The following is a 13,104-nucleotide window of genomic DNA, read 5'->3' on the forward strand; positions in this document are numbered from 1 at the left end:
AAGGCTCAGCAGCAGGCGCTGGCCCGTTGTGGTCTGTTGCCCATTGCATCCAGACGTTGGGTGTCGGCATGCAACCACGGCAGGTTGGCTTGCAAGGTGATGTCCAGCACTTGCGTAACCCACGCGGGCAGTGCTGGGTTGATGCGGTAGTAGATCCACTGACCCTGGCGACGATCCAGCATCAGCCCGCAACTGCGCAGCTGCGCCAGGTGACGGGAGATTTTCGGCTGGCTGTCCTCCAAGGCATGGATCAGTTCGCACACGCAAAGTTCGCCTTCGCGCGCAACCAACAACGTCAGGCGTGCCCGGGTGGGATCGGCCAGGCATTTGAACAGTTCGGGAGGGGAGATGAGCTCGGACATGGCCAAGGTCCTGTATATATGGAAAGTCGAATATACGGATTTCCATATGTTTCGGTCAAGCCGGTTTTCGCTTGATCTGGATCAAGCCCCTGGGAATCTGCCGCAAGTGTTTGAAATTAAAATGAAACACGAATGTCCTAAAGTGCCTGCCATTGCAAACGAAGGAAGAACCCGCGTGACCCGTGCCACTCGCAACCTGCGCAAGACCCTCGATTCCGTCGCGGAAAATAACGAAACCGCTGCGTTCGACCTGATGCGCGCCGTGGAAAAACTCGGCGATGAAGTGCTGCGCCAGCGCTTGCTCAACACCATTCACCGGTTGAACCAGGACGCCTACGAACTGCGCGAAGCGCGCGACTCGGTGGAGCAGGTGTCCGTCAGGCTCGCCTGAGCAAGATCGTTCAAGACAAGCGCCTTATTGCGCTGGCATGCTTGGCGACTGTCCGTCGATGAGCCGTTTCCATGCCTACCGCCTTACCTCATTACGCCTTCGCACGCGGCGCCATCGCCGTCATTCCGCTTTCCCTGGCCTGTGCGCCGTGGGGGCTGTTGGCCGGCTCGATGGCCATTGATGCGCAATTCACCCCGCTGCAAGCCCAGGGTTTGTCCGCCATTGTGTTCGCCGGCGCCGCGCAGTTGGTGGCGATCGGCATGGTCAAGAGCGGCGCGAGCCTGATCTCCATCGTGCTGACCACCTTGCTGTTGACGTCCCAGCATTTGCTCTACGGCATGCACATGCGCCCGACACTGTCGGCGCTCAACACACGCTGGCGGATGAGCCTGGGGTTTCTGCTCACCGACGAATTCTTCGCCCTGGTCAGCCACTATGACCGCCAGACGTTTAATCGCTGGTATGCCCTGGGCGTCGGCTTGACGTTCTATATCGCCTGGAATTTGTTCACCCTCGCCGGCATCGTGTTGGGCAAGAGCATTCCCGGCCTGGACCAGTTGGGCCTGGAGTTTTCGATTGCGGCGACCTTTATTGCGCTGATCACTCCGGTGGTCCGCGATGTGCCGACCGTGGTCTGTGTGGCCGTGTCGTTGCTGTTCTCGGTGTGGCTGAGCTTCCTGCAGTGGGAATCGGCGGTGGTGGTGTCGGGTGTGTTGGGGATGAGCGCCGGGTATGCCTGCAAACGACTGGGAGTAGGGCAGCGATGATCTACCTCATGATTGTGACGATGGGCCTGGTGGTGTTTCTCAACCGTTACCTGTTTATCGAGCCGCGTTTGCCGGTGCGCCTGAACCGTGGTGCGCGGGAGTTTCTCGGGTTTGCGGTGCCGGGGATGCTCACGGCGATTTGCGGGCCGATCATCTTCCTGGCCGATCACCAGCACCTCAACCTGAGCCCGACCAACCCCTATCTGCTCGCCGGGATCAGCGCGGTGGCGTTGATGTACTGGACGCGCAATGTGCTGCTCACGGTGCTGTTGAGCATGGCGTTGTTCTATCTGTTTCGCTGGCTGCTCTGACGTGCAGGCGAAAAAAAGCCCGCGGGAGGGCGGGCCGAAGGGAGACTTCTAAAAATGAGCGTGGCCACTATAGGTGGCCCATTCTCCCTTCACAGTGAAACTAAATTCATGCTGGCGTGTTGCATCAGCTCTTGGCGTTGAGCTTGCGCAGTTCTTCATACGTGGCCGACTGGACGAACCAGAAGCCGGAAATGATGCACCACGTCAACGTGCCGCCGATCAGGACCGCCAGGCCCGTCAGGAAACTTGCACCGAACATCGTTACCAAACCCATCAGCCAAACGAAGGCCAGAGCGATGTAAAGAACGGTGTTGTTGACGCTGATGACGAAATCTTTCATGACGCTTCCTTGTAGAGAATATCCCGTTGACCTCCTCAGTGAGATCAACGTTGGCATCATAATGCCATGTGTCAGCAGGCGCTACCTTTGACCCCTCGTTCGCCGGCAAGTGGTAGAGTCGCGTTTTTTTGCGACGGAGCAATGGCATGCACAAGGTGGTAATGGGCGCATTGGTACTGGCGGCACTGGCCGGTTGCGCAGGTTCGAAGATGAAAGACGCGCGCGCGGGCACGCCCTACAAGACCCTGGCTTCGGATAAAGCCACCTTGGTGGTTGCCGAATGCATCCAGTTCGGCTGGCAGGACGAAAGCGTGTTTGGCGTGGATGCTGGCGGCTTCAAGGAACCGAACGGGCCAGGCGGATTCACCGTGTACACCACCGGTGGTGATTACTTTGTCGACGTGCAAAGCGCGGGTGCCGGTGCCACAGTCAAGTACTACGCCGTTGACGACAACATGCCAGCCAAGCGCCGTCTGGCGGCACTCGCGACTTGCCTGTAATCCGTTGCCTTAGTGGTTTTAGGAAATGCCCGGCGGGACAGCCGCCGGCCATTCGCTTATCATTCGTCCCGCTCGTTCGGTGTGATGGCTCTTTACCAGTACACGGACGTCGAGGCCGACACGCCGGGCGAGCATCCTTTTTCCTCTAGCGCGGCATATAACCCAAGTGCCAGCGCCGTGGAATCTTCAGTGACACCACCCCCAGCAACGCCGCCAACCCACCGCTGACCAGCAACGCCTTCAGGCCCATCTGCTGCTCCAGCAGTGCACCGAGCACCGCCCCGACAAACATTCCGCCCCACGGAATCAGTTGCACACGCCAGCCATTGCGCCGCTCCCCCAGCATCCACCGCCCCAGGCCGCGCCCAAAACGCGAGAGCGCGCCCGTCACGTACGTGAGGCCAACCGGCAACCCGTTGACCTCTTCCACCGCCGCATTGAGCATGCCCATCGCAATGATCGCCGCCAGCAAGGCGGGCAAGGCATCGTCCATGGGCAATAACGCGCCAGCGCAGAGCAGTGCGGCGATGCACAGCAGCAAAGGCAGGGCATGCCGGCGACTGAGGCGGCTGACCATCACACCCAACGCATTGCCGACGACAAAGGTGGCTACCAACAGCAGCAATCGCCCCGTCAGGCCAAGATCACCCGCACTGATCGCCACCGCCAGCCGCGTGGTGTTGCCACTCATGAACGAGACAAAATCGCCACTGGCCATAAAGCCAATGGCATCGGTCATGCCCGCCAGCACCGACAGGCTGGCGACCAACATCAACCCGACCCGGCCGCGCCAGCGTTGGCGGTGAGCATGTAGGGCATTGGCGTAAGGCTTGGGGGACGACGGCAGCATAGGGCTGGGCTCCGTGTGAGATTATTCGGCCACTACCGTAGGACGCTTTGCCAGCCCGTGCAATGACCTCAGACACACTCCAGGCGCCAACCTGCGTTTTCCCAGCTCAGGTAATGCGTCGGCCGGATTGCCCGCATGAACGCCTCATCATGGGATACCGCGACTATCGCCCCGGTAAACCCTTGCAGAGCCTGCTCAAAAGCGAGCACCGATTCCAAGTCCAAGTGGTTGGTGGGCTCGTCCAACAACAGCAACTGCGCAGGCGTTTTGCGCCACAAGGCAATTGCCATCGCAGCCTTCAGGCGTTCGCCGCCGCTGAGCTGTCCTGCCGGTTGAGTCACGCGCAACGCGTCCAGTTGCAAAAGGGCCAGACGCGTACGCAGTTCGGCTTCTGTCATCGGCGTGTTGAGCTGGTTGAGCTGTTCGACGATGGAGCGCTGGTCATCGAGCAGCGCGAGCTGTTGATCGATATAGGCGCAGGGCACATGCACGCTGCAAACCCCGCCAACGGCCTGCCAATGCCCCGCTAGCACCTTGAGCAACGTGGATTTGCCGCAGCCGTTCGGTCCGCGTACGGCAACGCGAACGGGGCCAGATAGATGAAGGTCGAGGCCTGTGCGTGCGAGCCAAGGCAGGTCAACATCCACCAGGTGCAGCACCTGTCGGCCGTTGGGCACGGTCGAGGCGGGCAACGCGAGCATCGTCGGCGTTTCATCCAGCACGCGCTCGTAGGCCTGGCGTACCTGGGCGTCGAGTTCGTGCTTGTGGGCTCGGTGTGCACTGCCCACGTTGCTGAGGATTTCGCTGGCGGCACCTTTCCAGCGAGCCTTGGTGAAACGGTCCACGTTGGCGGTGCCTGCCTGCTTGCGCGAACGCGCGGCATGACGCTGCAAATTGTCATGGTCTGTTTGCAGGCGCTGTCGTTCGCGGTTGCGGGTCAGGCGTGCGTGTTCCAGGGCCGCGACTGCCGCATGCTGTTCGGCGTCACGCTGCTGGCGGAAGGCATCGTAATTGCCGCCATAGACCTTGGCGCCAAGGGGTGAGAGTTCGACGATGCGCTCCAGGGTGTTGAGCAGTTGCCGGTCGTGGCTGACCACCACCAGGCCGCCGCGCCAATCTGCTAGTCGGTGCAAAAGCCACTCGCGGCCGCTGCGGTCGAGGTGGTTGGTCGGTTCATCGAGTACCAACAACTGTGGCGCGGCCAGCAGCGCGCCGATCACCGCCACCCGCGCCAATTGGCCGCCGCTGAGTTGGTCGGCCAGGCTGTCAGGACCTAGGTGTGGCAGTCCCGCGTTATTCAGCGCGTGGCGCAGGCGTTCGCCGAGGTCCCAGCGGTCGTCGATCAGTTCTAGATCTTGCAGTTGCGCCGTGCCGCTGGTCATTCGCTCAAGGGCCGCCAAGGCCGGGGCTGTACCGGTGAGATGGGCGATGGTTTCGCCGGGGGCAACGTCCAGGCTTTGCGGCACGTAAGCCACGCTGACGGAACGCCTCAGGGTGCCGGAGGAGGGCTGCAGGCGCTCGGCGATCAATTTGGCGAGGATGCTTTTGCCTCGGCCGTTGCGCCCGACGATGCCGGTCGGCGTGTGATCGATGGTCAGGGTCAGGTCTTGCAGTAACGTTTCGCCATTGGCGAACTGAAAGCCCAGGTGTTGCAGGGAAACGAGTGCGGGCAGCCGGTTGACGTCAGTCATCAGCACCTCCAAAAAAATGTCGAACAGGCCAACAAGCGCGCCGGGCGGCTTGTTGCAGATACATTTTGGAAGGCTTAGTTGTTCACGTCGGCGGTCGTCCTGATACTCAGAAGGGACGCAAAGGCTAACCCTGCTTGGCGGCTTTCGGCAAGCCCGCTGCCAACTTTTCCAGAAACATCGCCAGCGCCACTTCTTCCGCCCTGAGCCCCTTGCGCACCCGTGGCTTGGGCAATTTGGACAGTTGCCCCAGGCTGAAATGCTCCAACACGGCCGGGTGGATATAACACTTGCGGCACACCGCCGGGGTATTGCCCAGTTGCTTGGCGACGTCCTTGACCGTTGCCACCACATGCCGTTTGGCGTCGGATTCGGGCTGCCATTGCAGTTCGCGCAGAACCGCCAGCGCCAAGGCTGTACCGGCCCAGGTGCGATAGTCTTTGGCGGTGAAGTCGGCGCCGGTGAGGCTGTGCAGGTAGGCGTTGACGTCATGGGAACTGACGGTGTGCCGTTCGCCCTCCGCGTCGAGGTATTGGAACAGGTCTTGCCCCGGCAGCTCCAGGCAACGCTTGACCACCGTCGCCAGCCGCCGGTCCCGTACGCTGACCTGATGCTCCACGCCACTCTTGCCGCGAAACTGGAACTGAATCTCGCTGCCCTTGATATCGACATGCCGGTTGCGCAGGGTGGTCAGCCCGTAGGACTTGTTCTCACGTGCGTACTGGCTGTTGCCGACGCGGATCAGGGTGGCATCGAGCAGCATCACCACCGTGGCCAGGACCTTTTCCCGGGTAAAACCAGGCTCGGCGACCTGTGCTTCGAGTCTCTTGCGCAGTCTGGGCAGGGCCTGACCGAACGCCTGGAGGCGCGAGTACTTGTCGCTGTCGCGAACCTCACGCCAGCGCGGGTGATAGCGGTACTGCTTGCGCCCACGGGCATCGCGGCCGGTGGCTTGCAGATGGCCGCGCGGGTCGGCGCAGATCCACACGTCGGTGTACGCAGGCGGCACGGCGAGGGCGTTGAGGCGCTGGATTTCAGCCGCGTCCTTGATGCGTACACCCTTGGCGTCGAAGTACTGGAACTGGCCGCGCAGCGTCTTGCGGCGAATGCCGGGCTGGGTGTCGTCAACGTAGTGCAGGTCGCGGGGCAGCGTGGCGTCGGGCATGGCGAAGGTTCCTTGGCAACAATCAGGCCGGTATGCCTGATTGACCGCAGCCCTGCGCCGTCGTGCCAAAAAGCTTGCTTAGGCGAGGACTGCCACCGCCTTGATCTGCGCCCACAGCGTCTGGCCGGGATGCAGTTGCAACTGATCGCGGGAGAACCGTGTGATACGCGCGAGCAGCGGCGTCCCGGCCGCATCCAGGCGCACGAGGACGTGGGCATTGTTGTCGGCCCCCAGCTCCTGGGTAACCGTCACCGGCAAGCGATTGAGGATGCTGCTGTGTTCCCCAGCCTGGAGGCTGAGGCTCACGTCGCGGGCCTGCACCTTGATGCGCAGCGCTTTGCCCAGCGCCAGCGGCGCATGGGCCACGCGCATGTGCAAGGCACTGGCGGGCAGTTGCAAGGTCAGCAGTTGATAGTGGTCGTCGTAGGCGCTGACCGTGCCATTGATCACCACGCCGGCGTCGTCACCGGAGGCCATCGGCAGGTCGAGCCGCGCCAGGGTTTCGCCGATGGGGCCGCTGGCCAGGGCCTTGCCGTCATTGAGCAGAACGATGTGATCGGCCAGGCGCGCCACTTCGTCCTGGGCATGGCTGACGTACAGCACGGGGATGTCCAGTTCATCGTGCAGGCGTTCGAGGTACGGCAGGATCTCGCCCTTGCGCTTGCTGTCGAGGGCCGCCAGCGGTTCATCCATCAACAACAACTGCGGACTGGTGAGCAGTGCGCGGGCGATACCGATACGTTGGCGCTCACCGCCGGACAAGTGTTGCGGGTGGCGGTCGAGCAGGTGGCCGATCCCCAGCAGTTCGGTGGCCTGGGCCATGTCCACGCGGCGCTGCTGGCGGGCAATGCGCTTGAGGCCGAACTCCAGGTTGGCGCGCACCGACAGATGAGGAAACAGGCTCGCCTCTTGAAACACATAACCCAACGCACGCTTGTGCGGCGGCACGAACAGGCCCTTGGCGCTGTCTTGCCAGACTTCATCGTTGATCTGCACAAAGCCTTGCTCAGCGCGCTCCAGCCCGGCGATGCAGCGCAAACAGGTAGTTTTGCCGGAGCCGGAGTGGCCGTACAAAGCCGTCACCCCGCGACCTGGTAATTGCAGGTCCACATCGAGGTTAAATCCCGAATAGTTCAGTTGCAGGCATACATCAATCATCGTGATCAGCTCCAACCCATTTTGGTCTTACGGCTGGAGTAGAGCGCCAGCAACACGAGGAAGGCGAACACCACCATGGAGCCTGCCAGCCAATGGGCCTGGGCATATTCCATGGCTTCGACGTGGTCGTAGATCTGCACCGAGACCACGCGGGTCTTGTCCGGGATATTGCCGCCGATCATCAACACCACGCCAAATTCGCCGACGGTGTGGGCGAACCCGAGAATCGACGCGGTGATAAACCCCGGGCGGGCGAGGGGCAGGATCACCGTGAAAAACGTGTCCCAGGGATTGGCGCGCAACGTTGCCGCCACTTCCAGGGGGCGCGTGCCGATGGCGGAGAAGGCGTTTTGCAACGGCTGCACCACAAACGGCATGGAATAGATCACCGAGCCGATCACCAGCCCGGCGAAGCTGAAGGTGAGGGTGCCCAGGCCCAGCCATTGGGTGAACTGGCCGAAGTAGCCATTGGGGCCCATGGTCAACAGCAGGTAGAAACCGATCACCGTCGGTGGCAACACCAACGGCAAGGCGACGACGGCGCCGATGGGGCCGCGCCACCACGAACGGGTGCGCGACAGCCACAGGGCAATCGGAGTGCCGATGACCAGCAGGATCACGGTGGTCAGTGACGCCAGCTTGATGGTTAACCAGATAGCGGAAAAATCGGCACTCGATAGCGGCATTTAGAGCTCGTAACCGTAGGACTTGATAACGGCCGCGGCTTTTGGCCCTTTCAGGTATTCAACCAAGGCCTTGGCAGCCGCGCTGTCCTTGCCCTTGTTGAGGATCACCGCGTCCTGTTTGATCGGGTCATGCATGGACGACGGGACGATCCACGCCGAACCGCTGGTGACTTTGCCGTCTTTATAGATCTGCGACAAGGCCACGAAGCCCAACTCAGCGTTGCCGGTGGACACGAATTGATAGGCCTGGGTGATGTTCTGGCCTTCAACCAGCTTGTCCTTGACCTTGTCGCTCAAGCCTTCCCGCGCCAACACTTGGGTGGCGGCCAGGCCGTAAGGCGCGGCTTTCGGATTGGCGATGGACAGGTGTTTAAACTCATTCTTCTTCAACACGTCGCCCTTGGCGTCGACATAACCTTCTTTCGCCGACCATAGCGCCAGGGTGCCCACCGCGTAGGTGAAGCGCGAGCCTTTGACGGTGTCGCCTTCGCTTTCGAGTTTTTGCGGGGTGGTGTCATCGGCGGCAAGGAATACTTCGAACGGTGCGCCGTTCTTGATCTGCGTATAGAACTGGCCGGTGGCGCCGTAGGCGGCGACCAGTTTGTGACCGGTGTCTTTTTCGAAGTCGGCGGCAATCGCCTGGATAGGTGCAGTGAAGTTGGCCGCGACGGCGACTTGCACTTCATCGGCGTGGGCCGAACCGAAGGCAAGGGCGGCAACCAACGCCGCCAGGCGTGAAACACGAATCTTCATAGAGCAGCTCCTGAGGGTGTACGGCTTGTTATAGGTCGAAGGCGTTACCGCTATTTACGGGAATATATAGCGGTTAGCCATTGCCGGTACAGTGCCAAGTTGCCCCAGGTGTCAGTTTTTCGTGAGTTTGGCCAGCGCTTGTTCGGCCAATTCGCGCGTGAGGTCATAGGTGGAAATGTCTTTGCCCAGGCGCAAGGCTTGGCCCGACCACAGGTTGCTGAAACCCGCTTCGTCCTTGGCCTTGAGCGGCATCAGCGCGCCGCCGGAAGTAGGAAATGCCGGTGCTGCCGGGTTGATCGCGCCCAACTCACGCATGACCCGATTGACAATGCCCCGTGCCGGGCGACCGGTGAACAGGTTGGTCAACGCGGTTTCACTGGCCTGGGCATGGCGCAAGGCGTGGTGATGGGACGGCGTGACATTCGCTTCGGGGGTGAACAGGTAGGCGGTGCCGATCTGCACCGCCGAGGCGCCTAGGGCGAAGGCCGCGACAATCCCCCGCGCATCGCCGATGCCACCGGCGGCGATCACCGGTACGCTGACGGCGTCGACGATTTGCGGCAGCAGGGCGAACAAACCGATCTGGGTGTTGAGGTCGTCGGTAAGGAACAGGCCACGATGCCCCCCGGCCTCACTGCCCATGGCGATGATTGCGTCACAGCCGTGTTGTTCCAGCCAGATGGCTTCTTCCACGGTGGTGGCCGAGGACAGCACCTTGGCCCCGGTGGCTTTTACCCGATCCAGCAGAGCTTTTTCCGGCAGGCCAAAGTGAAAACTGACCACCTCGGGACGGAATTCTTCGACCACATGGCAGGCGGCGTCGTTAAACGGTTCGCGGTTGGAAACGGGCGTCGGCGCGTCAAAATCCGCGCCTAGTTCGAGGTAGTAGGGTTTGAGCAATTCTTTCCAGTGCCGCTCACGTGCTGCATCGGGCTCAGGCGGCTGGTGGCAGAAGAAATTGACGTTGATGGGCCGCGCGCTGGCCTGGCGAATCGTGCTGAGCGCTTCACGCAGTTGTGCGAGGCTGAGCGCCGCCGCCGGCAGCGAACCCAGGGCGCCTGCGTTATTGGCGGCGATGACCATGGCCGTGGTCGTGCCGACCGCCATGGGGGCCTGAATGATGGGTATCTCGATGCCCAGCAAGTCAATCAGGCGGGTGTCTGGCCAGGTGCTCATGGGATGCGTCTCCAGCGTTAGTAAGATTTTTCGCTGTTTTAGCAGGGCCCTTGGCCGCCGGCCACTCTGTTTTATTCACTGGACGCGGGCGCACTTTCGTGCGGGTCAGCTGTCACTTTCGCGAGCCAGCAAGCGCCGCTTGCGCTCCACCCCCCAACGGTAGCCCGACAGCTCGCCATTGCTGCGCACCACGCGATGGCACGGGATCGCCACTGCCAGGCTGTTGGCCCCACACGCCTGGGCCACTGCGCGGAATGATTTGGGGGCGCCGATACGCTCGGCGATCTGCGCATAGCTGGCGGTGCTGCCCAGCGGGATATCGCGCAGGGCTTGCCACACCCGTTGCTGAAAGGCGGTGCCACGCAGGTCCAGTGGCAAATCCAGGCCGAGAGCGGGCGCCTCGATAAAACCCACGACTTGCGCGATCGTTTGTTCGAAGCGGCGGTCGGCGCCCACCAGGTCAGCCTTGGGAAACTGCTCCTGTAGGTCGCGGACCAACGTGTCCGGGTCATCCCCCAGCAGAATGGCGCACACGCCACGACGGCTTTGCGCTACCAGAATCGCCCCCAACGAACACTGGCCAACCGCAAACAGGATCTCACTGTTGGTGCCGCCGGCCTTGTAGTCACTGGGTTTCATGCCGAGCAACTGATCGGCTGACTCATAAAAACGGCTGTTGGAGTTGAAGCCGGCGTCATACAGCGCGTCGGTGACCGAATGCTGGCCCTTGAGCCCTTCACGCACTTTGCGTGTGCGTTGGGCGCTGGCGTAGCCCTTGGGGGTCAGCCCGGTGACGGCTTTGAACACCCGGTGAAAGTGGAAAGGGCTGAGCCCTGCGCGCTGGGCGAGCGCGTTGAGGCTGGGCGGGGTGTCGGCCTGTTCGATGTGGCGGCACGCCTCGGCGACCAGTTGCGCATGATGGGCGGCCAATTGGGTCTGGTCCCCGCTCGCGCGTTTGCTGGCGCGGTAACCTGCGGCTTCGGCTTGTGCCGGCGTGTCGAAGAACTGGATATTTTCCGGGCGTGGCAACCGTGAGGCGCTGCTGGGGCGGCAATACACGCCGGTGGTCTTTACGCCATAGACGAATAGTCCGTCGGCCTTGGGGTCACGGGCGACAATGGCGGCCCAGCGCGGATCTTCTTCGGTTTTCATGGGCGGCACTCTTGACGGGTCTTGCGCAGATTAACCTTGCGGCAGCGGGCTGGCACTCCGAAGCTTGCGCTCAAATCAGCCGGCGGTGCGAAACGTCAGGTTGATGCGTTGCGGGCCCATGACCGGGTGGAGGCCTTCCGGGATTGGCATCACACCGTGAAAGCGCAGGCGATCGACGCCGCCCCAGACCACGACGTCGCCATGGAACAGGGAAATTTTTTGCGCGCGGTCACCACGTTCGTGGCCACCAAACAGAAAAATCGCCGGCAAGCCGAGGGACACCGACACCACCGGTGCGTTGTAGCGGCGTTCGTTCTTGTCCTGATGCAGGGACATTTTTGCGCCGGGCACGTAGCGGTTGATCAGGCAGGCGTCGGGGGCGAACCCGATGAAACCGGCATCTGTCGCTGCCTGCACCGCCAATTGGCGCAACACGTCAGGCATGGCCGGCCAAGGCAGTTGGCTGCGCGGGTCCAGTGGGGAGTAGCGGTAGCCGTGGGCGTCGGTGGTCCAACCCAACTCACCGCAGCTGCTCAAGGCCGCCGACATCGTAAAACCGCCTGGGGTGACCATCTGCCGAAACGGTGATTGCGCCAGCACCTGGCGCAGCGCTGGCAGCAGGCGCTCGATCCAGGGCAGGGCATAACCCCTTAGCGCGTAGGACTCGTCGCCGATTTGTTCACGCCCTGCGGGTTGTTGCAGGGCGTCATCGGTGAACAGGTCGGCGGTGGGGGCGGGCATGGGTTTACAGGGCCTTGCTCACAGTGATGTCGGTGATTTCATCACTGGCATCATGGATTTTCGCCAGGGCTTGCTTGGCTTCTTCCACGCTGTTGCTGTGCAGTTGGGCGAACTCGAAGCGGCGCTCGCCGTTGAGTTTGTACTTGATCACGTATTTGGTGGTAGTCACTGTTTCTTTCCTGTGGCGAGTCCGAATCAGCTCAGCTTGGTGCTGGTGCGACGAACGATACGAATCTTGTGGGACAGTGCGGGTTTGCGCGTCACGCTGATCGCGCGGCGGGTGACCACGTCCAGGGTAATGTTCCAAAAGCCGGTGCTTGGCGCGGTGATCTTGGCGGGAAACTTGTCGAATGCGCCCCCGTGGTAGGTGTGGCGGCCGCCATTTTTAAAGCTGCGAAAATTCGCATCGCTCATCAGACGGATATTGCAAGTCTGCGAGCACTCGATGACGACAATGTCCCCCTCGTTGAGGTGCTCGCGCTGGTGGATGAATTTCATGGGGTGTCTCCAGAAGGGCTTTTTCTGAAAAATCAGAACGATACGTAGGTTAAGATGGAGTTTATCAGCCCCAGCGCTTTTATTATCGTGCCGTTGTCGATGACATCGACAATTTAAAACAGTTATTTACCGAGTTATCAGGGATAAATCCTACGTTGGCGGGAGAAATTTACCATCCTCGCTGTCGTAGGGTCTTTATCGGAGGTTTTGTATGAAGTGGAGTGTGTTGGTTCTGGCCGTGGCGCTAGGTGGGTGTGCCTCGGTTGCCGATATCAAGCAGACCCCCCCCACGCTGGCCGTCATTTCTGGCAAGAAGCCGCAGGAATATGCTGCCTGTGTGGTGCGTAAGCTGTCGTCTACGCGCCGCCCGCCGCAGATCGAGCCACATAAAGACGGTGTGCAGGTGATTGTGCCGCAGAAATTTTCCGCGGACCCTTCGGCCATTTTCGAGATTGAAGATCGCTCCAGCGGCAGCAGCATCAAGCTCTATGAGAGCATGTCCAATGTGCCGATCCGCCCGGGTGATGTGAAAAAGGCTGGGGAAGATTGCATTTCCGGCTGATGCC

General features: G+C 61.4%; 18 protein-coding genes. 5 read left to right on the forward strand and 13 right to left on the reverse strand.

Annotated elements, in window-relative coordinates:
- Positions 1-5 precede the first annotated feature (5 nt).
- Entirely contained in the window at positions 6-362 is a 357-nt protein-coding gene (locus tag ACZRMO_RS09095; RefSeq protein WP_463972641.1) for a metalloregulator ArsR/SmtB family transcription factor, read from the reverse strand.
- 175 nt (positions 363-537) lie between these two features.
- Between ACZRMO_RS09095 and ACZRMO_RS09100 the strand changes: the two genes are divergently transcribed.
- From ACZRMO_RS09100 to ACZRMO_RS09110, 3 genes are all read left to right on the forward strand, one after another.
- Positions 538-753: a hypothetical protein gene (locus tag ACZRMO_RS09100; protein ID WP_005788169.1), complete on the forward strand. Its 216-nt coding sequence runs from the start codon at positions 538-540 to the stop codon at positions 751-753.
- A 71-nt stretch (positions 754-824) separates the two neighbouring features.
- A complete protein-coding gene (locus ACZRMO_RS09105) occupies positions 825-1,520 on the forward strand; it encodes an AzlC family ABC transporter permease (RefSeq protein ID WP_124524684.1) in 696 nt (231 codons plus the stop codon).
- Positions 1,517-1,831, forward strand: coding sequence for an AzlD domain-containing protein (locus ACZRMO_RS09110; protein WP_017734231.1), 315 nt, complete (start codon positions 1,517-1,519; stop codon positions 1,829-1,831). The genes ACZRMO_RS09105 and ACZRMO_RS09110 overlap by 4 nt, the downstream gene beginning before the upstream one ends.
- A gap of 124 nt (positions 1,832-1,955) precedes the next feature.
- Here ACZRMO_RS09110 and ACZRMO_RS09115 read toward each other — a convergent pair whose 3' ends face one another.
- A complete protein-coding gene (locus ACZRMO_RS09115) occupies positions 1,956-2,171 on the reverse strand; it encodes a hypothetical protein (RefSeq protein ID WP_017734230.1) in 216 nt (71 codons plus the stop codon).
- 146 nt (positions 2,172-2,317) lie between these two features.
- Between ACZRMO_RS09115 and ACZRMO_RS09120 the strand changes: the two genes are divergently transcribed.
- A complete protein-coding gene (locus tag ACZRMO_RS09120; protein WP_463972642.1) occupies positions 2,318-2,671 on the forward strand; it encodes a hypothetical protein in 354 nt (117 codons plus the stop codon).
- Positions 2,672-2,816: 145 nt separating this feature from the next.
- Here ACZRMO_RS09120 and ACZRMO_RS09125 read toward each other — a convergent pair whose 3' ends face one another.
- From ACZRMO_RS09125 to ACZRMO_RS09175, 11 genes are all read right to left on the reverse strand, one after another.
- On the reverse strand, positions 2,817-3,521 hold the full coding sequence (locus tag ACZRMO_RS09125; protein WP_257780727.1) for a YoaK family protein: 705 nt from the start codon (positions 3,519-3,521) through the stop codon (positions 2,817-2,819).
- Positions 3,522-3,589: 68 nt separating this feature from the next.
- Positions 3,590-5,212, reverse strand: a complete 1,623-nt coding sequence (locus tag ACZRMO_RS09130; protein WP_463972643.1) for an ABC-F family ATP-binding cassette domain-containing protein — start codon at positions 5,210-5,212, stop codon at positions 3,590-3,592.
- Between the two features lie 124 nt (positions 5,213-5,336).
- Entirely contained in the window at positions 5,337-6,374 is a 1,038-nt protein-coding gene (locus ACZRMO_RS09135) for a DNA topoisomerase IB (RefSeq protein ID WP_463972644.1), read from the reverse strand.
- A gap of 78 nt (positions 6,375-6,452) precedes the next feature.
- On the reverse strand, positions 6,453-7,532 hold the full coding sequence (gene modC, locus ACZRMO_RS09140) for a molybdenum ABC transporter ATP-binding protein (RefSeq protein ID WP_463972645.1): 1,080 nt from the start codon (positions 7,530-7,532) through the stop codon (positions 6,453-6,455).
- 5 nt (positions 7,533-7,537) lie between these two features.
- Positions 7,538-8,218: a molybdate ABC transporter permease subunit gene (gene modB / locus ACZRMO_RS09145; protein WP_017734225.1), complete on the reverse strand. Its 681-nt coding sequence runs from the start codon at positions 8,216-8,218 to the stop codon at positions 7,538-7,540.
- Entirely contained in the window at positions 8,219-8,971 is a 753-nt protein-coding gene (gene modA, locus ACZRMO_RS09150; RefSeq protein ID WP_463972646.1) for a molybdate ABC transporter substrate-binding protein, read from the reverse strand. It lies immediately after the preceding gene.
- Positions 8,972-9,082: 111 nt separating this feature from the next.
- Entirely contained in the window at positions 9,083-10,147 is a 1,065-nt protein-coding gene (locus ACZRMO_RS09155) for an NAD(P)H-dependent flavin oxidoreductase (RefSeq protein ID WP_463972647.1), read from the reverse strand.
- Between the two features lie 105 nt (positions 10,148-10,252).
- Entirely contained in the window at positions 10,253-11,299 is a 1,047-nt protein-coding gene (gene ada / locus ACZRMO_RS09160; RefSeq protein ID WP_463972648.1) for a bifunctional DNA-binding transcriptional regulator/O6-methylguanine-DNA methyltransferase Ada, read from the reverse strand.
- 75 nt (positions 11,300-11,374) lie between these two features.
- Positions 11,375-12,040 carry a DNA oxidative demethylase AlkB gene (alkB, locus tag ACZRMO_RS09165; protein ID WP_463972649.1) on the reverse strand — a complete coding sequence of 222 codons (666 nt, stop codon included), beginning with the start codon at positions 12,038-12,040 and terminating at the stop codon, positions 11,375-11,377.
- A 4-nt stretch (positions 12,041-12,044) separates the two neighbouring features.
- Positions 12,045-12,209 carry a hypothetical protein gene (locus ACZRMO_RS09170; RefSeq protein WP_017734220.1) on the reverse strand — a complete coding sequence of 55 codons (165 nt, stop codon included), beginning with the start codon at positions 12,207-12,209 and terminating at the stop codon, positions 12,045-12,047.
- Between the two features lie 26 nt (positions 12,210-12,235).
- Complete coding sequence (locus ACZRMO_RS09175) at positions 12,236-12,538, reverse strand: DUF1883 domain-containing protein (RefSeq protein WP_003173824.1); 303 nt, start codon at positions 12,536-12,538, stop codon at positions 12,236-12,238.
- A 211-nt stretch (positions 12,539-12,749) separates the two neighbouring features.
- Between ACZRMO_RS09175 and ACZRMO_RS09180 the strand changes: the two genes are divergently transcribed.
- Complete coding sequence (locus tag ACZRMO_RS09180; RefSeq protein ID WP_124524694.1) at positions 12,750-13,100, forward strand: hypothetical protein; 351 nt, start codon at positions 12,750-12,752, stop codon at positions 13,098-13,100.
- The last annotated feature ends 4 nt before the right edge of the window (positions 13,101-13,104 follow it).

The organism is Pseudomonas sp. B611 (assembly GCF_055407965.1).